Annotated in this window: 18 protein-coding genes and 1 pseudogene; 8 read left to right on the plus strand and 11 right to left on the minus strand. The window is 36.6% G+C overall.

Translation table 11 applies throughout. The features are described 5' to 3' along the window. Positions 1 to 39: 39 nt before the first annotated feature. From xseA to DHU68_RS03705, 5 genes are all read left to right on the plus strand, one after another. On the plus strand, positions 40 to 1,407 hold the full coding sequence (gene xseA, locus DHU68_RS03685; RefSeq protein ID WP_108821588.1) for an exodeoxyribonuclease VII large subunit: 1,368 nt from the start codon (positions 40 to 42) through the stop codon (positions 1,405 to 1,407). A gap of 10 nt (positions 1,408 to 1,417) precedes the next feature. Then, a complete protein-coding gene (locus DHU68_RS03690; RefSeq protein WP_108821589.1) occupies positions 1,418 to 2,461 on the plus strand; it encodes a WG repeat-containing protein in 1,044 nt (347 codons plus the stop codon). A gap of 3 nt (positions 2,462 to 2,464) precedes the next feature. Continuing rightward, entirely contained in the window at positions 2,465 to 2,662 is a 198-nt protein-coding gene (gene xseB / locus DHU68_RS03695) for an exodeoxyribonuclease VII small subunit (protein ID WP_108821590.1), read from the plus strand. Continuing rightward, entirely contained in the window at positions 2,659 to 3,330 is a 672-nt protein-coding gene (locus DHU68_RS03700; protein WP_108821591.1) for a 2-C-methyl-D-erythritol 4-phosphate cytidylyltransferase, read from the plus strand. Before xseB ends, DHU68_RS03700 begins: the two co-directional genes overlap by 4 nt. Positions 3,331 to 3,428: 98 nt before the next feature. Beyond that, a complete protein-coding gene (locus tag DHU68_RS03705) occupies positions 3,429 to 4,496 on the plus strand; it encodes a M20 family metallo-hydrolase (protein WP_108821592.1) in 1,068 nt (355 codons plus the stop codon). Here DHU68_RS03705 and DHU68_RS03710 read toward each other — a convergent pair. From DHU68_RS03710 to DHU68_RS03720, 3 genes are all read right to left on the minus strand, one after another. Further along, positions 4,485 to 6,458 (minus strand): KUP/HAK/KT family potassium transporter, encoded by a 1,974-nt coding sequence (locus tag DHU68_RS03710; RefSeq protein ID WP_108821593.1) that lies wholly within the window; start codon positions 6,456 to 6,458, stop codon positions 4,485 to 4,487. The genes DHU68_RS03705 and DHU68_RS03710 overlap by 12 nt on opposite strands. Before the next feature lie 89 nt (positions 6,459 to 6,547). After that, positions 6,548 to 8,320, minus strand: coding sequence for an ABC transporter ATP-binding protein (locus DHU68_RS03715; protein ID WP_108821594.1), 1,773 nt, complete (start codon positions 8,318 to 8,320; stop codon positions 6,548 to 6,550). Between the two features lie 2 nt (positions 8,321 to 8,322). Next, entirely contained in the window at positions 8,323 to 10,047 is a 1,725-nt protein-coding gene (locus DHU68_RS03720) for an ABC transporter ATP-binding protein (protein ID WP_108821595.1), read from the minus strand. Positions 10,048 to 10,315: 268 nt separating this feature from the next. Between DHU68_RS03720 and DHU68_RS03725 the strand changes: the two genes are divergently transcribed. From DHU68_RS03725 to DHU68_RS03735, 3 genes are all read left to right on the plus strand, one after another. Further along, a complete protein-coding gene (locus DHU68_RS03725) occupies positions 10,316 to 10,804 on the plus strand; it encodes a ferritin (protein ID WP_108821596.1) in 489 nt (162 codons plus the stop codon). 116 nt (positions 10,805 to 10,920) lie between these two features. Next, the gene (gene pdxB, locus DHU68_RS03730) at positions 10,921 to 12,030 is read left to right on the plus strand and encodes a 4-phosphoerythronate dehydrogenase PdxB (RefSeq protein WP_108821597.1); all 1,110 of its coding nucleotides are present in this window, start codon (positions 10,921 to 10,923) and stop codon (positions 12,028 to 12,030) included. A gap of 10 nt (positions 12,031 to 12,040) precedes the next feature. Next, entirely contained in the window at positions 12,041 to 12,397 is a 357-nt protein-coding gene (locus DHU68_RS03735; protein ID WP_108821598.1) for a VOC family protein, read from the plus strand. Positions 12,398 to 12,444: 47 nt separating this feature from the next. Here the strand turns inward: DHU68_RS03735 and DHU68_RS03740 are convergent. From DHU68_RS03740 to DHU68_RS03775, 8 genes and pseudogenes are all read right to left on the minus strand, one after another. Then, positions 12,445 to 12,540: pseudogene (locus DHU68_RS03740) on the minus strand (helix-turn-helix domain-containing protein); the annotation flags it as partial. A gap of 39 nt (positions 12,541 to 12,579) precedes the next feature. Beyond that, entirely contained in the window at positions 12,580 to 12,726 is a 147-nt protein-coding gene (locus DHU68_RS14435) for a DUF2975 domain-containing protein (protein WP_108821599.1), read from the minus strand. Beyond that, a complete protein-coding gene (locus tag DHU68_RS14440) occupies positions 12,711 to 12,896 on the minus strand; it encodes a DUF2975 domain-containing protein (protein ID WP_108821600.1) in 186 nt (61 codons plus the stop codon). The genes DHU68_RS14435 and DHU68_RS14440 overlap by 16 nt, the downstream gene beginning before the upstream one ends. A gap of 211 nt (positions 12,897 to 13,107) precedes the next feature. Then, complete coding sequence (locus DHU68_RS03755; protein WP_108821601.1) at positions 13,108 to 14,067, minus strand: BT_3987 domain-containing protein; 960 nt, start codon at positions 14,065 to 14,067, stop codon at positions 13,108 to 13,110. Between the two features lie 18 nt (positions 14,068 to 14,085). Beyond that, on the minus strand, positions 14,086 to 16,074 hold the full coding sequence (locus DHU68_RS03760; RefSeq protein WP_255412430.1) for a RagB/SusD family nutrient uptake outer membrane protein: 1,989 nt from the start codon (positions 16,072 to 16,074) through the stop codon (positions 14,086 to 14,088). An 11-nt stretch (positions 16,075 to 16,085) separates the two neighbouring features. Continuing rightward, positions 16,086 to 19,217: a TonB-dependent receptor gene (locus DHU68_RS03765; protein ID WP_108821656.1), complete on the minus strand. Its 3,132-nt coding sequence runs from the start codon at positions 19,215 to 19,217 to the stop codon at positions 16,086 to 16,088. 34 nt (positions 19,218 to 19,251) lie between these two features. After that, entirely contained in the window at positions 19,252 to 20,613 is a 1,362-nt protein-coding gene (locus DHU68_RS03770; RefSeq protein WP_108821602.1) for an IPT/TIG domain-containing protein, read from the minus strand. A 1,140-nt stretch (positions 20,614 to 21,753) separates the two neighbouring features. Beyond that, positions 21,754 to 22,239: site-specific integrase (locus DHU68_RS03775; protein ID WP_160111069.1), on the minus strand; the 486-nt coding region annotated here is incomplete at its 5' end.

Here is a 22,239-nt window from a genome sequence, read left to right on the forward strand (position 1 = left end):
GGTTGCAGAAATAAATAATAGCAGAGAAATAGAAGTAAGATGAACAACTCAGCCATCTCACTATATGAACTAAATAATCTGATAAAGGGTGTCCTAACAGACACCCTTCCGGATATGTTCTGGGTACGGGCTGAGACGAGCGATGTACGTGTAAATCAGAATGGACATTGCTACTTAGAATTTATAGAGAAAGATTCAAGAGGTAAGAATCTCATAGCCCGTTCGCGGGGGATGATATGGGCAAATACTTACTATATACTAAGAGCCTATTTCGAAAATGCGACAAAACAACCTTTTGCTTCCGGTCTGAAAGTACTGGTGCAGGTTAGCGTTGAGTTTCATGAATTATATGGATTTAGTCTTACAGTTCACGATATTGACCCAAGCTACACGCTAGGAGATCAAGCGTTGAACAGAGCCGCCATAATAAAACAACTCGAGGATGAGGGAGTCCTCTATCTAAACAAAGAATTGGAACTTCCGGTGCCTACGAATCGTATTGCTGTCATATCTTCTCCCACAGCCGCAGGTTATGAAGATTTTCTAGATCAACTCAATAGGAACTCATATGGTTTTGTATTCTACACGAAGCTGTTTCCTGCTATCATGCAAGGTGAAAGATCGGAGAGTTCTATCATTGCAGCTCTGGAAAGAATATATGAACACCAGGATTGTTTCGATGCAGTTGTTATTATCAGAGGAGGAGGAGCAACATCCGATTTAAGTAGTTTCGACTCATACCTTCTGGCTGCCAGTTGTGCTCAATTTCCTCTTCCTATTATTACTGGAATAGGGCACGAAAGAGACGATACAGTTCTTGATATCGTTGCTCACACCAGAGCAAAAACTCCAACGGCTGTAGCAGAATTCCTTATAAACAATATACTTGAAGCGGAGACCGAATTGTCCTATATTGCCCAGGATATAGTCTCGTTAGTTCAACAGCGATTGCAGGACGAGACTGTGAAGGTGAGCGTTTTTGAAACTAAAAATACTTTCTTCCTTCGGGGGTGGTATAAAGAACAGGAAAATGTTCTGTCATCTGTAAATGCTACATTGAGTAAAAGTATGCAGCGGATTATGAAAGCCAATAACGATAAATTTATCCAGTTAGAAGATAGCATAAGACGTCGATTGGATCAAAATGTGAAAAACTCGTTGACAGCCATACTTGCTATTGAAGATGGACTGAAAAAAAATGTGCAACAACACTATAAAGAAGAATCTGTCAGATTGGATATGTATGAAAAACAACTAGCATTTTCTTCTCCTGAAAATATATTAAAGAAAGGTTATACTTTGACAATGAAAGATGGTAAAGTAATAAAAGAATACTCTCTTCTGAAAAGTGGAGACAAAATAACAACTTACTTTGCCGATGGAAATATAGAATCGATAGTACAATAAGATAAAATTAATGAATACAGAAATAAAACCGATAAAATATGTCTTGCCATTCAACTTCCGTGACGGAATGGTACAAGTTGCAACCCGAAAAGGGATGGGCTATGCCAACAAGAAAGGGGAATTGGTAATTCCATGTGAATACGACCTGACCTACCCTTTTAGCGAAGGTTTGGCATTTGTCAAGAAGCAAGATTCAGGAGCGTTTATTAATAAATCAGGGGATGTAGTGCTCAGTGGAGATTATACTGATGCAGATGTTTTTATGGATGGTTTTGCCACTGTGGTAAAAGATGGACAGTGGGGATTCATTAATAAAAAAGGAGAACAGGTTATTCCTTATATCTATGATGATGTTCTTTGGTTTAGCGAAGGATTATGTGGAGTGGTAAAGAATGATAAAGCCGGATTTATTAATACAAAAGGAGAAGTTGTTGTACCTCTCGAATATGATGATGTCCTAGCATTTAATGAAGGACTGGGGCAGGTCTGCAAAGAAAACAAATGGGGTTGTGTAGATGCTTTAGGAAACATAGTTATTCCTATGGAATATACTATTGTCGGCGAATGTAGGAATGGACTGATCTGTGTAGAAAAAGAGGGAAAGTTAATTGTATTGAACAAATCAGGAGAAGAGGTTTTTTCTTCACCCTACGAGTTCGTTGAGGAAGTTTTTAACGAGGGGCTTTTGGTTGTAAGACATGAAAGAAAATATGGATGTATAAACGAACGAGGTGAGATTGTCATCCCTTTCGAGTATGATGATTTACGCAATTTCAAGGAAGGCTTGGCTGTAGCTCAGAAAAGTGGACGATGGGGATTTATAAACAAGAATAATGAACAAGTTATCCCTCTACAATACATCAAAGCGAGTGACTTTAATGATGGATTGGCTTATGTAAATACAGGGAAAAGAAAGTCTTATTATATCGACAAAGAGAACAAAGCTCATATTGTGTTGACAAAGGAATATAATACGATGGAGAAAATAACGGCAGCATTGGTAGTTGTTGCAGTACTTGGGGCTGCAGTATATTGGATCAGTAAATTATTTTAGATTATGGCAAAGAAAGAGCAATCATATGGCGAAGCAATGCAAGAATTGCAGGATATTATGTCTCGCATCGAGAACGAAGATCTGGATGTGGACGTCTTGTTGGAGGAAGTGAAAAAAGCAGCCAATCTGATCAAATTTTGCAAAGATAAATTGCAAAAGACAAATGTTGAGATTCAGAAAATATTAGATAAGATAGAATGAGCAGGAATAATGTTGTCATTGTAGCCGGAGGTAAAGGGCTGCGCATGGGAAGTGACTTACCAAAGCAATTTATTCCTATAAGCGGTAAACCTGTTTTGATGCATACACTTGAAGCTTTTCATTCTTTCGATGAGGATATACGTATAATCCTTGTTCTGCCCCCTTCGCATCAAGATTATTGGAAGCAGTTATGTGTAGAATATAAGTTCAATATACCTCATCAGATAGCCGATGGAGGAGAAACCCGCTTTCATTCGGTAAAGAATGGTTTGGCTTTGGTTGAGGATGGAGTTGTAGCTGTTCAAGATGGTGTAAGACCTTTTGCCTCTAAAGAAATGATCGCTCGTTGCTTTGATGCCTTGGCAGACTTTGATGCAGCAATTCCGGTGATTGATTCAACAGATAGCTTGCGTGAGATGATAGACGAGGAGGGAAGTAAAATTATCGATCGCTCCAAAATACGATTAGTTCAAACTCCTCAAGTCTTTAAAACAGCAGTCTTAAAGAAAGCCTATGAGGTAGAATTTAATAATACTTTTACTGATGATGCTTCGGTAGTAGAGGCTGACGGAGTGCATGTTCACTTGGTAAAGGGAGAGGTAACCAATATAAAAATAACAACTCCTCTTGACCTGAAAATAGGCGAGCTGATTTTGGCAATGCATTAATAAATTATCTATAGATAAAGAAGATTAAAAGAAACCGAGGCTGATAATTGATGGACAAGAATGTCACCTTTGTTACTTTTTTGTTAAAATGGGAAATGATGGAACACGATATCGACGCACTATATTACAATGCAGTTGACTTACTAAAGGAGATGATAAGCACTCCTTCTTTTAGCAGAGAGGAAGACCCTGTGGCAAAATTAATAGCCAATCAAATGCGAAAAATGGGATTTGAGCCGCAACGGTTGGGGAATAATCTCTGGATTCAGAATAAGGATTTTGATGAAGTGAAACCCACTATTCTTCTGAACTCGCATATGGATACCGTAAAACCGGTTTCTGGGTGGACTAAAGACCCTTTCTGTCCCGAAGTAGAAGAAGATACACTTTATGGACTGGGGAGTAACGATGCAGGCGCAAGTCTTGTTTGCCTATTACATACATTCTTTATCCTAAGTTCAAAGAAACAGGATTATAATCTTGTCTTTTTAGCTTCTTGCGAAGAAGAAGTTTCAGGGAAAAACGGAGCAGAAGCTGCAGTTCCTTTACTGCCTCCAATTACGTTTGGTATTGTGGGAGAACCGACACAAATGCATCCGGCAATAGCAGAAAAAGGTTTGATGGTGTTGGATTGTATTGCAAAGGGTAGGGCAGGACATGCTGCTCGTGACGAAGGAGAGAATGCTATTTACAATGCCTTGCAAGATATTGAGTGGTTCAAGTCATATCAATTCCCGAAAGTAAGCGATTTGCTAGGATCTGTAAAGATGTCTGTTACGATGATTAATTCAGGTACTCAGCATAATGTAGTCCCCGATAGATGCGAATTTGTGGTAGACGTGAGAAGCAATGAACTATACAGCAATCAGGAGCTGTTCGAGATAATAGATAAGCATACTAGATGTGAAGTTGTGCCTAGATCTTTCCGACTGAACTCGTCAAGAATAGCTATAGAAAACCCTTTCGTACAACGTGCTATCATGATAGGTAAAGAACCCTATGGCTCTCCTACCTTGTCCGATCAGGCATTCATGCCTTTCCCTACTCTGAAGATGGGACCCGGAGATTCAGCTCGTTCACATACTGCTGACGAATATATATTGTTGAGCGAAATAAGAGAGGCGATAGAGTTATATGTAAAACTTTTGGACGGACTACGTATTTGAGGCTTCTTCCGACTGTAGAAGCAATTCTTTTAATTGTTCTTCGGTATGGTCAATTTGTTTTAACGGAACAGTCTCAACAACGGCTAAAGATGGATCGATATCATACATTTGAGTATCGGAAGTTGTCAGCTTCTTTATTACATTGTAGCAACCGAAAATAATCTGGCGAGAAGGATTCATATGCACATTCCTGAAAATGCGGTCAACTACTATAAATTTGAAATCACCTCTTTTATCTGCAGCACTCTGCATCGATGGATAGCGACTTGATAGGTCAACTAAGCCTTGTCGTTCCAGCTCATTTGTTATGAGGTTTACATATTTATCAGTATGTATGCCTAGCTTAAAACCTGCATATATATTTATTCGGAATATTTTTTGAGGAGCGTATTCTGTCGTTTCGTATCTAAATTCATAAGGTTCATCTGTCCTCTTTATCCGTACAAACCAGTAGGTGTCGGCTCGTTTAGGCGTTCTTTTAAATAAAGAATATGCTATTTTACTCTCCAAGAAATTTTTATTGTTTGCCTTGACAATATATACTAGGTGTGTTGCTGCTTTTGGAACAGTTGTATCTTCGCTTATCTTTAGAATTTGATTGATATAGTGTTCGTCTACCTGATCGTAGACTGTATAATGTCGTTTTATTCTTCTACCATTATACCACGAATACATAAGAAGAACCAAGATGCCGGCTATTATAATAGGAACAAATCCTCCGTGTGCAAATTTCTCCATATTAGCTAAGAAGAAACTAAATTCAATAGTGATAAAAAACAAAGTAAGCGGTATGCTATACCAAAGAGGCTTGTTGTTCTTCATAAAGTATAAGAATAATAGCACGCTTGTCATCAGCATACTTAATGTGATAGCAAGGCCATAAGCTGCTTCCAGTTTCATTGATGATTGCATCGTAAGGATAATGACTATACATAAAATCATCATTAAAAAGTTTATAGAAGGAATAAATATTTGTCCTTTAATATTTGATGTATAGCGTATCTTTACATTAGGCCATAGATTCAGAGAGATAGCCTCACTTATTACGGTATAAGAACCGCTTATTAATGCCTGACTGGCTATAATTGCCGCAGTGGTAGCCATAAGAACCCCAGCCAAACTAAACCATTCGGGCATCATAGCAAAGAAAGGATTAACATCTGGTGTAACATTTGGACTGTTTATAACCCAAGCGGATTGTCCCAAATAATTGATTATTAGAGTGGTCTTTACAAATATCCATGATACACGGATATTCTTCAGTCCGCAATGTCCAAGATCTGAATATAGAGCTTCAGCTCCCGTCGTACAAAGAAATATCGCCCCTAATATTATCATAGCTTGCGGTACTTCTTTTAAAAACTGGATGGCATACACAGGACTAAAAGCTCTGAAAACACTGTAGTCTGTTATTATTTGGCTTATTCCAACAGTGGCCATCATTGAGAACCAGATAATCATTAAGGGACCGAAATATTTTCCTAGGGAACTTGTACCAAAGGGCTGTACAAGAAATAGAAAAAGGATAATGATTATAGTGACAGGAACAACAGGTATATTGGGTGCAATGGTGTTTAAGCCTTCCACTGCAGACATGACTGTCATGGCGGGGGTTATAATGCCGTCAGCCAATAAGGTTGCTGCGCCTATTCCGGCCAATATATATGCCCAGCGATACTTCTGCCGTATCAACGCATAAAGAGAAAGAATACCCCCTTCTCCTTTATTGTCGGCTCTTAAGGTGATAATAACGTATTTGAGTGTAGTTTGAATTGTCAAAGTCCAGATGACACAGGAAACTGCTCCTAAAATGTAGTCAGGGTTGTTAAGTTGTCCCACTGGTAATCCGTTGAGGATAGCTCGCATTACGTACAAAGGAGATGTACCAATATCTCCAAAAACAATTCCGATGGCTAAGACTACCCCAAGGGCGCTAAATGGGACTCTGTTTTTTGTTTCCATTATAGTTTAGTTTTGAGAAAAACGCACTAAAAGTATATTTCTTTTCTCAAGAAAAATATAATGGATAGTTAATTATATGAAATACGAAATTAGAACTCTTCGAATTGTTGTTGGTACAAGGAGTTATATTTTCCTTTCAATTCTAATAATTCTTGGTGAGTTCCTTGCTCAATGATCTGCCCATGATCCATTACCAATATTTTATCAGCATTTCTAATTGTGGATAGGCGATGTGCTATGATAATGCTTGTGCGCCCTTTCATTAGTTTATCTAAACCTTTTTGTATCAGCAACTCACTGCGGGTATCAATATTACTTGTTGCCTCGTCGAGCAGAAGTATAGCCGGATCAGCAATAGCAGCCCTTGCAATATTAAGCAATTGGCGTTGCCCCTGACTGAGATTGGCTCCATCATTTTCGAGCTGAGTTTCATATCCTTTCGGTAAACGTCTGATAAAAGAATGTGCAGCAGTAAGTTTGGCTGCTTGAATAACTTCTTCGTCGGTAGCATCTAATCGTCCAAATCGGATATTTTCGGCTACAGTTCCTGTAAACAGATGAGTCTCTTGCAGTACAATAGCCATTGTCTTTCGCAGGCTGTCTCTTTTTATGTTCTGTATAGGAACTCCATCTATGGATATTTCTCCCGAACGGATATCAAAGAAGCGAGGAAGCATATTCAGTATAGTCGTCTTCCCGGCTCCGGTTTCCCCTACCAGCGCTATTTTTGCACCCGGGATTGCATGTAAGGAAATTCCTTTTAGAATTAGTTTTTCGGGTTTATAGCCAAAATAAACATCTGTCATTTTCAGATCACCTTTAACACCGTTAATAACGATTGCTTCCGGAGAATCTTTGGGCTCAGTATCTTCGTCAATGACCTGAAATATACGTTCGGCACCGGCAATGGCAGCTTGTATGCTATTGTAAAGACTTGCTATCTCATTGATAGGACGGCCAAACTGTCTTGAATATTGTAAGAAGGCAGCTAATCCCCCGACGTCGAATCCTCTGAAAATAGCCAGCAAACCTCCAACGATTGTAACCAAAACATAATTGAGAGTGTTGAGGTTTTGCATAAGAGGCATCATCAGCCCTGAGTAGAACTGAGCCTTCAATGATTTATTCTTCAGGTCTTGATTTAGTACATCAAAATCTTCTTCTATTTGTTTTTCGTGACCGAACACTTTAACGACTTTCTGGCCACTGATCATTTCTTCTATATAACCATTCGTTCGTCCTAATGTCTCCTGTTGAGCCTTGAAGTATTTTTTACTTTGCTTGACCACTGTTTTTGCGGAAAGAAACATCAGCGGAACTGTAATGAGAGTAACAAGGGTCAGAATAGGACTGATATAAATCATCAAGCTTAATATTCCGATCAACATCAAAGCACTAGTTAACAAGTCAGATAAACTGTCTGTTAATGCATTGCTGACCTGATCTATATCGTTCGTATATCGGCTCATTAAGTCTCCATGTTGGTGTGTGTCAAAATATTTAAGAGGAAGTCTTTCCATCTTGTTGAAAAGGTCTGTACGCATACGCATAACGGTACGCTGTCCTATCTTATTTAATAGTCGGTATTGTATGTATACAGCAGCGGCTCCGATAATATAGATCGCAGCTAAGATAATGAGAGTCTTGACCAAGCCCGTAAAATCACCCGGGATAATATAATCATTAATGATAGGACGTATCATATACGAACCAAGTAGATTGGATGCTATCCCTATAATGATAAGAAAGCCTATAACTGTTAATAGCTTTTTGTCGCAAGCGAGATACGATATCAGTCTGAAGAAAGTCTTTCTTCCTTCAGTTGCTTTACCATCCTGTTTATATTGATCTCCGTGAGCCATACTTATAATGCTATTTGTTGCGAGTTATAGATTTCTTTGTACACTTCTGAATGTTCTATTAGTTCAGACGGAGCTCCCATTGCATCTATTTCTCCATCTTCCAAGACAATGACCTTGTCAGCCGATTGCATTGTGTTTATTCGCTGTGTAATGATGAATACTGTTGTATCTTTTAACAGCCGGCTGAGACTTTCCCTTATTTTCAGTTCGGTTTCTGAATCTACTGCACTTGTACTGTCATCCAGAATCAGAATCTTAGGTTTTCGCAATAAAGCTCTGGCAATACAAAGACGCTGTTTTTGACCTCCCGATACGTTGATGCCTCCACGTCCGAGCATTGTATTGTATCCATCCGAAAAAGACATAATAAAATCATGGGCTTGTGCTGCTTTTGTGGCTTCTTCTATTTCTTCCATGCTGGCATCAGGTTTTCCCCATCTAAGATTATCGATGATTGTACCTGTAAATAATTCGTTTTTCTGCAAAACCATTCCTACATTGGCATGTAACTCGTCTAGTGTATAATCTTTCACATTAATGCCATCTATCAGAACTGCTCCTGCCGTGACATCGTACAGACGCGGTATAAGTTGTAGCATTGAACTTTTGGCTGCACCGGTAGCTCCTACAACAGCAATCGTCTCACCCTGCTTGGTTTCGAAGTCGATATCCTTAAGCACATCATTTTCTCCTCCATTGTATCTGAAATATACGTCGCGAAAGGTAACATCTCCTTTAGTTATTCGATAGTTGTTAGTCGTTTTGTTTTCAGGGTTGGTGATACTTGAATTTGTATCCAATACTTCAATAATCCGTTCGGATGAAGCTGATGCACGGGCAATATTCATTATTACCATCGAAAGGAGCATAAGAGCCATCAGGATTTGTGTAAGATAGTTGACAAAAGAAACGAGTTCTCCTATTTGCAATTGGCTATTCATAACCTTTATACCTCCAGCCCAGAATATAACGATGATAGAAAGGTTCATGATAAGCTGCATGACAGGAAATACGGTCACCACTACATTCGATGCTTTTATCACCATATCGCGAAGCTCATCACTACTCTTTTCAAATTTTTTAGCCTCGAAGTCTTCGCGTACAAATGATTTCACAACTCGTATATTGATAAGGTTTTCTCTTACAACAGCATTGAGCTGGTCTATCTTTTGTTGTACCTTCATAAATAAAGGAACACCTTTGCGTAATATCAAGAAAACGCTCACTCCTAGTATTGGAATAGCAGCCATTAAGATAACAGCCATGTCTGTATTTATCTTGAAAACAAATACTGTAGCTATTATCAATGTCAGAGGCGATCGCAACATGAGGCGCATCCCCATTAATATGACTTGTTGTATTCTGCTTATATCATTGGTCAGCCTTGTTATTAAAGATGCAGAGTTGAAGCGGTCTATCTCAGCGAAAGATAATTCCTGTATTTTCTTAAATAAAGTGCCTCTAAGGTCGGTACCGAAACCTATTGCAGTCTGAGAGGATACATATATGTTGAGGATGCTGATGATAAGTCCGAGTATGGAGATACCAACCATGTATAGACCCAGCTCAGTAATGAGAGAAAGATTTTTCAGCATGACTCCTTCGTCGATAATCCTTGCCATAAACCAAGGTTGTATTGTTTCGCATACAACGGTGATCAGCACAAGAAGAGGACTTATGAGTAAACTGACTTTATATTTCTTGAGAATTTTCCAGTATTGCTTCATTGATAATCGAAGTTGTGTTTTAAGCCATTGCAAAGATAAAGTATTTACGATAACTTAAAATTCTTAATTGATACATTTAAGATGAACAAGCTTTATTTATAAATTGTTCTCTTAAATAGAAGTAATAATTGGATGGTAAGTTTAATAGCTGTTGTCAATATCGTATTAACAAATATCGATATTTCTTGAAGAGGTTGTAATAAATTTGTAATATTGCATATAGATCTGAAAACGGATTAAACTATTATCATCAAAAAATAAAATCGTTATGTTAAGTAAAAAAATGGAAGCTGCGTTAAACGCACAAATCAATGCTGAATTATGGTCAGCATATCTTTATCTATCAATGTCTGCACATTTTGCAGCTGAAGGAAAACCAGGTATCTCACATTGGTTCAAAGCTCAATTTGACGAAGAGCAAGGACATGCAATGAAAATTTTTGAATATGTTGTAGAAAGAGGAGGTAAAGTAGAATTGAAAGCTATTGGTGAAGTAACTCAGTCATGGGCATCTCCACTAGCTGCATTCGAAGATACATTAAAACATGAGCAAATTGTTACAGCTAAGATCAACGATCTTGTTACTCTTGCAAGAGAAGAGAAGGATTATGCTACAGAAAGCATGCTTCAATGGTTTGTAAATGAACAAGTAGAAGAAGAATCTACAGCACAAGGCTATATTGAAGCTTTGAGAATGATCAAAGACAACGGCTTTGGTATCTATACGTTCGATAAAGAACTTAGAGGAAGACAATAATAAACGTCTTTTTCGGTCTAAACAATATTATAGCGAATCTCTCTGTCTTATGATGGAGAGATTTGTTATTTTTATAGTCTTGAAAAGATTAGTTGAAATGACAAAAATAGGAATAGATGAGAATAGTAGCAGATAGAAATATACCTTACCTGAAAGGAATTGCAGAACATTTTGGAGATGTTACTTATCTGGATGGAGCAGACTTTACCAAAGATGCAATAAAAGACGCAGATACTCTAATCGTCCGTACAGTAGCTCATTTTGGAGAAACAAATCTCGCGGGGTCGAATGTAAAACTGATTTGTTCGGCTACCATTGGCTATGATCATATAGATACAGCCTATTGTGATACCAATGGGATTGTATGGCACAACGCCCCAGGTTGTAACTCAGGATCGGTACAACAATATATTGTTTCTTCTCTGATTGTTCTGGCTCAACAAAAAGGTTTTGATCTGCAAGATAAAACAATAGGTATCGTCGGAGTAGGAAATGTAGGGAAGAAAGTAGCTAAAGCATGTGAGATACTCGGAATGAAAGTTTTGCTGAATGATCCTCCACGTCAGCGGCTAGAGGGAGAAAGTCATTTTGTATCTCTAGATACGATCAAGAAAGAGGCTGATATTATCACATTTCACACTCCTCTTATTAAGGAAGAAGAAGATAAAACATTTCATTTAGCAGATAATGATTTTTTTTCCACATTAGCTAAGCAACCAATCGTAATAAATTCTGCTAGAGGAGCTATTGTAGACACAACGGCTATAAAGAAAGCTTTGCAAGAGGGTAAAATCTCAGGTGCGGTGATCGATTGCTGGGAGAATGAGCCAAGTATTGATCTGGAATATATGAATATGGTAGACATTGCTACACCTCATATTGCGGGTTACTCCGCCGATGGTAAAGCGAATGCTACGCGTATGTCGTTGGAATCAGTCGCAGAATTTTATTCCCTGGGCAAAACACCAATTGCTTTAGTTAAAGCTTCAGAGCCGGAGAATTCAATAATTGACCTGAATGATTTCAAGTTCTCTTCTAATAGAATCTACTCAGCGCTGTTAGCAACATATTCGCCAAAGAGTGATTTTATTCGTTTAAAAGCTAACCCTGCTAATTTTAAACAGCTGAGGAATAATTATCCTCTAAGAAGAGAATCTCTAGCGTATTCGATTGTAAATGCGAATGATGAGGAGAGGAAGGTTTTATCTCAATTAGGTTTTAATTAATGAACAAAATATGAGAGATTTTAGATTAGATGAAGAATTACCTTTATGTATTGTAGAGTGGAGGCGGAGATATCATCATCTTGGAATACCTACAACAGAGAAGAAACCTGATGAAAAATATTTGGTTCATCTGAAATTTTATCATTCAGGTTTTCCTACAAGTCCATATGGCATTGAATGGATGAGATTTGAAGAAGATAGCCCTATTCCCTATTTGGTACAAAAAGTACCCCATTTAGCGTTTGAAGTCGATGATTTAGATTATGAACTTGCAAACAGAAACTTAAATGTAATTACTCCTCCCAATCTTCCCTCTGAGGGCATCCGAATTGCAATAATTGAGTATAATGAAGCGCAATTGAATTGATTGAGTTTAAAAAGAAATAACTATCTCTACTCTTTCTTAATATGATCTTTTGCTTTTCCATTTTTCAATATGGAAATGTTAGCCATAGTGATTCCTACTTTTTCGGTTAGTTCTGTAACGCTCATTTTATGTTTTGCGAGCATCACATCTATGTTGATTATAATCGCCAATTCTCTTTCATTTTAAATTGTTAAATCATTTTCAGCTTTTATATTTAATGCATTCTGTAGTATTTTTTCAAATATCGTAGCCGCAGAGGCAATTATGATAGTAATGAAAATCATTAGGATTCCTATGGCAACACCACCTGTAATTATCCTCCTTTCCACGTTGGACTATGAAAATAGGCTTTGGCTCCTAGGATAAAGGCAATTAGAGTTATTGCACAATATCTTGTAATGCGTAAGGTTTTTATTGAGCTAGGTGAAAATATTTTGTTTTGTCTGACATAACCCAATAATTTGAATATCTGATATAATATTGTGAAGAAGTGATAGATGTTTTATATTTCAAAGAGAGTTATTCAAAGACCTCATAATATCAGATAATCTTATATTTTATAAAGCTACCTCCCAAAAATTAAATTTAACTTTTGGGAGGTAGCTTTATAACTATACACTCTATTATTATACTATACCTTTATATTTTTAGGCTTCAATAATTTTGTAGCTAGCATAATTCCCTACGCTTACATACATCAATCGTGTTTTTTAATTTACAGTATTTTCCTTTAATATTTGCTTAACTGTAGCTACAGTTCCCTCTGCCCTCATAATCGGTTTGTCAAGGTCGGTAAGGTCTTTATAAGTGTATTTCAGATTAATTGAGATATTATGCGTTTCGTATCTCTTATCATTCAAATTAGGTTCTATGTCAACTTTGTAGGTATAACTTTCAAGTTTTACATCCAACTCTGTATTAGGACTGTGTAAAGTAACAAGGTTGTCATCGTCTAGATTTATCGTAATAATGAAATCGTCTCTGACAGCACTGCTCCGGTCAAACTGACCAGCATAAAAATAGCATACTCTATCTGATATAGCATAAAAGCTTTTATTATTTATAGAGAGTTTACTATCCTTGTCATTATCCCCATTGCTTTTAGTTTTAAAAATATCTATAGTCCCTGAATAATTTCCTGAAAAGGAATTCTCAAGATTTAGATGATATAAAACTTTACTATATGCACTTTTAGCTATACTATATCCAGAAGTAGATTCTATACTTAATGGTAATACATAATCTGCATACTTGTCATCAACCTTATTTAAATCAATAGTGAGATATGTAATTGCTTTTATTTCTCCAGATTTTATGACAAGGTGATCTTCACCGAAAGAATATACATTCTCAGGTAATGCAGTATAGTAAAGCTCTGGTTGTTCTCTGTACTTCTCGAAATTATATTTATCAAGAGTATCCATATCATATTTCAAAGATACCTTCACTTCTTGATCGTTTCCTGTTGTTCCATTAATAGAAACTGATAGAGGAATTGTTACAGTATTGGTCCCTTCTTGTATTTTTACCCTCAGTTCCTCCCAGCCATTAGTGGTCAGATATACGTTTTTGGTAAAAAGTTCATAGTCAAGCTCATCGTTGCAGGAGGTCATAGGAGCAATGATTGCAACGAATAGTATCAAGAATATTTTTGTTATAATTTTTTTCATTTCGGCTTAGTTTTATTATTACCACCCTGGATTTTGAGTTAATCTTTTATTCCTTCTTAATTCATATTTAGGGATCGGCCATAAATACATACTTTCTTTCAGGAATATTTTAGGAAATGAAGCAACAGGTTTAGCTACATGGAAAGCTTCTCTTTGTTCTATACCTGTATTTGGCATTTCTACATTACATCCCATAATAGGTAAATTTTCTTCTACTTCTGCATCTTTCCATCTTCTTAGATCATAGTAGCGTTTGCCTTCAGCAAATAGTTCTATCTGTCTTTCTTTTTTTAGTGTAGCTCTAAAAATCTGTTGATCTTTATAAATATTATCCTTATAATCAGGTAAACCGACTCTCATTCTTATTGGTTTCATGGTAGTTCTTAATTCTTCAACGGAACGGGTTAAGATCATTTCATCTTCGGAATACGATGCAACAGTATGAGACGTAGTTAGTTCATTTAATGCTTCTGCATACAACATTAGTATTTCAGCATATCTGATAGCAGGCTCAAATTTTCTTTCCATAGAGCCTCCGGTAGTTCTTGAATCTTGTGGATTATAATATTTTTTCAAACTATAACCTGTCACTGGATAATTATAGATACGAGCAAAATCTTTACCATCTGTCTCAGACCCTTTATAATAGAATATTTGTTTATTCCGCTTATCATCCTCCGATGCACTCAGGCACTCCCAAATACATCCATTATATGCTATGGAAGCATAGAATCGAGGCTCTCTATTTGCATATCGAAGAGAAACATTGGAAGGAAGATATGCATATTCCGCAGCAGATGATGTAAATCCAGATTCTTTATAATACCCATCAGACTTACCTTCATCTATAGTGCGTCCATCATTCAGATAATATGCATCTACTTGCTTTTGTGTAACAGCGATGGTATTGTCTCCTCCGAGTGAATATGGCATACTATAGATCGTTAAATCATTTAAATTTGCTCTATTAGGACGATGAAATATTATTTCTTTATGCTTAGAAGGATACGCATTCCCATCGAACAAGTACTTGTATGATGCATATGGGTCAATATCTTGCCAACCTTCAGGGAAAGGTTTGTTTGAATATTCTTCGTGGTAAGGAGGTGCTATAGTAGTACCTGTAGTATAAGGGAAAGTATATAGCTCATAGACACCTAGGTCAATAACCGATTTGGCTGCAGCCGCAGCCTTAGCCCATTTTTTCTCGTCATATTCCTGATTAATTAATTGAACCCCATCATAGTTTTTAAGTGAGAATAAATCTTTATTACCATTAAAAAGAGGGCTTGCTGCCAGGTTGAGCAACCTTGCTCTAGCAGCAAGAGCTGCTCCTTTAGTAGGACGTCCAATATTCGTTGCTGTTCTTGACATAGGAAGGGTTTGCGCTGCAATTATAAAATCCTTCTCTATTATATCAACACATTCGTCAAACGTATTTCTTTGAACAGAAAGCTCGTCATAAGACATGTCTATCTCGAAGCCCTCTTCTGGAATCATCGGTAGCGGACCATATTGACGAAGCAATGTCCAATAGGCGTAACCTCTTATAAAATAGCCTTGAGCTTTAAGGTCAGCGCGTTCATTCATTGTTAATTCTTTACAATTATCAATGTATTTAATAAATGTTGTCGCTTTTCTTACAGGTTCATAAAGCCTTTTCCATTTATCTTCTTCGAGAGTATTTTCTGAACTGTATTCTCCATTTTGATACTTTTGGCAAATCCCGTCTCTGCTATTTCGGATTATATCATCTGATGCAAAAAGTAAATAACCCCCTTGTCCTACAGATCCTGTGGGAATGTCAGCCATTTCTACATAAAGAATATCATAGATATTGGAAAGAAAACCCTCAGCATATACTCTTCTGGTGAAAGCAGAGTCTATGTTTTGTATATCATCAAAGTATTTATCTACATCCAGATAGTCGCTACAACTGCTAAAGGGAATAATAGAAGAAGTAATTACTACGATAGATAGTAAGAATTTTATATATTTCTTTTTCATGTTTTATTAGTTTAGAAGTCAATTGTAAGATTCACTGAAAATGTTTTTGATATAGGGTATTTTGCACCATCGCTACTTCCTATCTCCGGATCCCACCATTTAAATTTGCTAAATACAAGCATATTATAGCCAATAAATCCGATGCGGGCTCTTTCGGCAAATAATCCATTAACTATTTTTCGAGGGATTGTGTATCCAAATTCAAGGTTTTTAAGACGTAAATAGCTACCATCTCTTAGCCAATGAGTTGAGTTTCTATAGTTATTCTCATTTCCTCCATAGGATAGACGAGGTAATAGAGCATCTTGGCGTTCGGTAGAAGGGTCTCCCGATATTTCTCTTGATATCCATCTATCTTCTGGATTTACTACATTAGACATGATATTTCCCATTTTCCCATCTCTGAAAGGGTAAATGTTACTTCCGCCAATGAAAAAATCCGATTTGCCTGTTCCTTGGAATAGAATATTCATATCCCAATTTTTCCAAGTAAGACTTAATCCGAAACCATAAACCATTCCAGGTACAGTTGTATATCCAAAAGGCACCTCATCATCTTCATTGACTATACCATCTCCATTTACATCTTTATATTTGATATCTCCAGGGAGTACAGTGCCACCAAATGTCTGCGCAGGGCTGGTGTCAATGTCCTCTTGATCTTTGAAAAGTCCTAAAGCTATAAGACCTCTTGTTTGATTTAATCTATATCCTTTTTGCATACGATATGGTAGCTCATTTTCTGCTTCATCTCTATCGATGACATCTGTTTTAGAATATGTGATATTTCCTCTTAAGGTAAAGTTCACATTTCCAATCTTATCAGAGTAAGCGAGAACACCATCAAAACCTTCATTTTCCATTTTACCTAAATTTGCATATGGTCTAAGGTCTTGTAATCCAGTAGAGTATGGCATTTGGTTGCGCTCCATAAATATTTTGGATCGACTGTCTTTGAAGTAATCAAGTGTAAGGTCTATTTTATTGTTAAATAATACAACATCTAGTCCTCGATTATGTTTCTTTGACATTTCCCATGTTAAGTTAGGGGAACCCATTGTTGTAATTCTATATCCTTGTATAAAATTACTCCCGAGTTCACCCCAATTGTACGATGTAGATGTTCCCAGGAAAGACATATATGGGAATCTCTTAGTATAATAGTCTGAGTCACTCATATTCGCAAGTTTATCATTACCTGTTTCCCCATACGAATATCTTATTTTAAACATATCCAACCAATTTTGGAAATTGTTTTTAACAAGAGGTTCTTCTGATATTATCCATGCTCCGGAGAATGCAGGGAAAAAGCCAAAACGAGAGCCTTTTTCAAAGTTTTCAGAACCTGTATAACCAAAGTTGAACTCAGCTAAGTATCTATCTTTGAAAGAATAGGTTGCACGACCTGATAGCGCCATGTTTCTGAAAGGTATAGCAGATCTTGTGTCTGTGTAAACAATATTTCCGGTTCTACTTTCTTCTTGTTGGAAATACATTAGTAGCCCCGAAACTCTATGTTGCTCGTTAAAGAGGTTTGCATAGGATAGTCTTGCCTCGGTATAGTAACGTTTATCTCCTTCAGAATATCCTGATTGAGCCATAATTGACTCATCTGTCATTTTTATAAGATCTAATTCTCCTGTTCCTAAACGTCCCAAAGCGTACCATGTCTCGGGAGTCTTTGCTCTTGATATAGTATTATTGTTCTTGGAGTCAAAGGAAAACGTACCTGTAAAATTAAGGCCTGATGTGATAAACGATAGATCTTGTTCAAGGGTAACGTTTGTTTCCATCTTATTCTCCCAGATTGTTCTGTAGCCAGCTCTGTTAATTTGAGTTTCAGGACTCCATTGTATATAGTTGTCATTACTTCTATAGGTTGGAATTCTTCCATCAGAATATATCCTTGGTACTGTTAGAGGTGTAAGTCTAGATAGGGATCCCCAAATAGCATCAGAATCAATCTGTGGTTTATTTTGATTGATTAGAAACCCTCCAACTCCAATTTTTAATAATGTAGTTTTAGTGATGTCCATATCAACATTTGCCCTATAGTTGAACCGTTCATAAGTTGCATTTGTATCATATTTATTCAATTTTTTGTCGGCTCTATACATTCCTTGCTCGTTGTAATAGCTTCCGGATACATAGTATCTGGCTACATTTGCTCCTCCACTTAAAGAGAAAGTCCCACGATAATTAGATGCTCCATCTTTTAGTAGAATGTCAGACCAATCAACATTAGGCATTATGTCGTTATCTAAGCCGTTTTGGATAGAAATAAGATCCTGTTCAGAGTATACTGGATCCTGGTATCTACTAAGTACAGCCTCATTGGCCATTGTGGCATATGTATATCCGTCTGTGTACTTCGGTGTACGAGAACGGGTTTGGTAACCATATTCTGCTTTGACATTGATATTTACTTTTCCTGATTTTCCTCTTTTAGTCGTAACTATAATTACACCATTAGCACCTCTAGACCCATAGATGGCTGTAGATGACGCGTCTTTAAGGATAGAGAAAGATTCGATGTCTTCTACATTCAATTCATTAAGAGAACGCTCGATCCCATCGACTAAAACTAGAGCAGAAGAGTTTGCTCCAAAAGTACTAATTCCACGCACCCAGAATTCGGTATTATTAGAACCAGGTTCGCCTGTTGTCTGACGACCAATAATACCAGGAACATTTCCTACAAGTGCATTGGTAATACTAGATGTTGGTACTCTCATAGTGTTTACATCTACGACAGTTACAGCTCCGGTCAAGTTGACTTTATTCTGTTTTATACCAGCCGCCGTAACAGCTACCTCTGCTAATCTTTGAGTTTGTTCATTCAAAACAACTTGTAAATGATCTTTTATCTCAACCACAGGAATTTCTGCTGTTTCATAGCCTAGGTATGAAATACTTAAGATTTCGTATGTTCCTGCTTTTATTTTAAAGTTCCCATCAATATCAGTGATTGTCCCCAATCCAGGTTGATCTTTAATTGTAATAGTTGCCCCTATTATAGCATCTCCCTGAGCATCCTTTACTGTTCCTGTTACTTCTTTTTGCTGTTGTATTTGTCCGTAGGTAGCACAAACATTTATGATAAGAAAAGCTAATAGGAATATTGCTTTTTGTATATTTTTCATATTCTGTTTTATTTTCATTAAAGTTACTCTTGCATTATTCAACCAATACACGTCTTATAACATTATTGCCTCTATCGGCTACATATAATGCCATATCAGGGCCGAAGCATACACCTTCTGGTTCTTTAAACTGACTTTCTAAAGGGTCACCGTCTGCATATCCTGATTTTTCAGGTATTCCTGCATATGTGGAAACAATGCCTTCAGGAGTTATCATTCTTATACAATGATTGTGCTTATCAGCAACATATAAGTTTCCTTTATCATCTTGAGCAGGTTGTCCTGGATTCTTTAAACGGGCATTAATTCCTTGTCCATTCTTAAATCCAGATTGATCCCATGCGCCAATCCATAAAGTTGGATTTTCTAACTTGCGTGTACTTTCATTATAATCAGCTTTGTAGATACAATGTCTATCGTGTATAGATATAAACATGTTTTTTCCATCCCTACTAAATAATAGTTTTAGATCAAATCCACTGGAATTATTTACCCGGAACTGAGGCTCATGTTCTTGTGTTTTTTTATTATATCTATATATGTAGCCATCTTCTCTACTATTGAAGAATATGTCTCCATTAGTCGGATGTACGGCTATAGCTGTGCATCTACTGTAAGTGGTTCTAATATAGGCTCTAATCTCAGAGAATCCTGAAGCTCTCGTTAATACAGCTACTGCTGCATCAGTTTTCATATTATTAGCATTCCACAAATTGTTTACCAGATATAATGTGTCTTGTGCCAGATTGAAGGCCATTGCAGCCGGAGATTGCATAGGACCTTCAAAGTTCCGTTTTAGTGTAGTAACTTGCCCATCGTATGCTCTACGTAATCCCCCGTCCTGATTTATTCCTCTACCTTCGTCTATTGAATATATGGCGCCATCATTGTCGGTTAGCACAAACCAAGGTCGTCTGAGCTCGGCACTTCTGTATGGCCCATCATTTGTTCCTTCTTTTCCCTGAACACCAAAAGTAGTACTTACATTGCGCCTGAAATGGTATTTAAATTCATTTTCGTAAGTGAAAGTTTTTACATCATCTCCTTTCCCTATAGATACTTTAACAAGTCCGGTATCTGCCCGAGCCGGAACCACAGCTAAAATAGATTTTCCATCAGAGCCAATTACTCTCGCATCGCTGCCATTTACGCTTACTTTTATATACGAAGTGTCTGTGCCAAAATTTTCGCCAAATAAGACAATTCTGGTTGCAACACCTCCACTGTCTGGAAAATAGGATGTAATCTTCGTTTCGACACCTTTTATTGGAGGGTCAACTTGTACTGAAGGGGATTTATATTCATCGCTACAGTTTATGAGAAACATTGTAGCAAATAGCGTAAGAAACGCAAAAAATACACCCTTCTTCACCGTAAAAATTAATCTGTCATTCATCTTGTTAATAACTTAAGGTTAGAATTAGTAATTTAGAAATTAATAGGTTAATAATTGTTTTGAGTATTTATAGGCTCATGTTTAAGTTTGAAAATACTTTTCATGTGCTTAACATAAGTTAAGTGTGATTCGTTAGAAAAATATATTGAAAGATGATTTATAAATTAAATTGGATCCTTCCATTTTGCATAAAATATAACTGAGAGATAATACAAATGGCCAATTGCATATTTATCATTGTCTAATTATTCTTTTAAATTTATAGTAAAACCTTCTCTTATTATATTCTATGGTATGAGTGTATTTTATAATCCAAATCCGCAATACAGTGTTTAGTTAGTATATCAATCAATAGTTCTTTTAGCTCTTGTTAGGACATTCAGGCATGTATAACTGATTCGCAATATGGTAAAAGTTAAAATGTTTTTCATCAAGTCAAAATTTAAGGCTGTCATATAGTTAATTACCATGAATATATCTATTAGAGAATAGCTCTAAAAATCAATCAGATAGGATAGGCTTGCTCTTTTTGTACAGATTTCACTAGATCAGATTTTAGGGCTCACTTCCTAAGTGACGCTTTGAAAAAAGACAAGTTGAGTGTTAGCTAATTACATAATCATATCCCATTAAATGTTAAATTGAAGTACTGTGTTTACTTTTTTTTTTTTAACTTGTTGATAATGGCATTCTTAAAGGATTTGATGATGTTACAAAATTACCTTTCGTGTGAAGCGCTCATCTTGTTGATTCTTAATTTATTAAACTTTTAATGCGTAGTGACAAAAAAAAAGTAAACGACTTCAATTTTAGACTATTTGAAACTTGATGAGTTGTAAAGCATTAAAAAACAATCAATAATGTTTGGTGATTTATAAAAAAAAGATATTATCTTTAACAGCAAACAACATCACTTAGTAAGTGATGCTGTTTATTCTAGAATCAAGGGAAATTCTTTGATTTACTTCCAAATTTTCGTTTTTTATTACTTATAATAGGATAGGTTATAATAGATCTCTTTTATTATCTTCTATTTAGGAATAGAAGGCTATCTCCCATGACTTTTGTTGAAACAGGAATGTTATATTTTTAATATGTCTTTGTAAAATTTGGTGTTTTGGGATATAGTGTATTGAACGTTTAGAAGCCCACAGCACGGGATACGATTTCATTTGCTTCGTCCAATCGTGTGTGATTGATAGAGGCTAGATAGATATAAGTAGTCTTAACAGATGAGTGCCCCAGTCCTTCCGAAATAGTCCAGATGGGTAAGTTCTCTTCTTTAGCTATTGTTGCCCATGTATGTCGAGCCACATGTGAGGTTATTCGTCTTTTTATATCAGCCAGTTTTTGAATTTGTTTCAAACACCTGTTTTGTCTGCTTAATGCTAACAGATACTGATTATATGCACTCTTCTCTTGACTTCTGATTATAGGAAATATATATGGGCTATCTCCCGTTATTCGAGCATATTTGTTAATGATTTTTCTTAAGGAAGTGTTAATTTTGATACTTAGCTCTTGCCCTGTTTTCTTCCTTCTATAAGTAAGGATATCATCCTTAATATTTGATTTTTTCAGGAATGATATATCAACAAAGGACATTCCCCGTGTATGGAAACTGAA

It is taken from the genome of Dysgonomonas sp. Marseille-P4361 (assembly GCF_900343125.1).
Classification (GTDB): domain Bacteria; phylum Bacteroidota; class Bacteroidia; order Bacteroidales; family Dysgonomonadaceae; genus Dysgonomonas.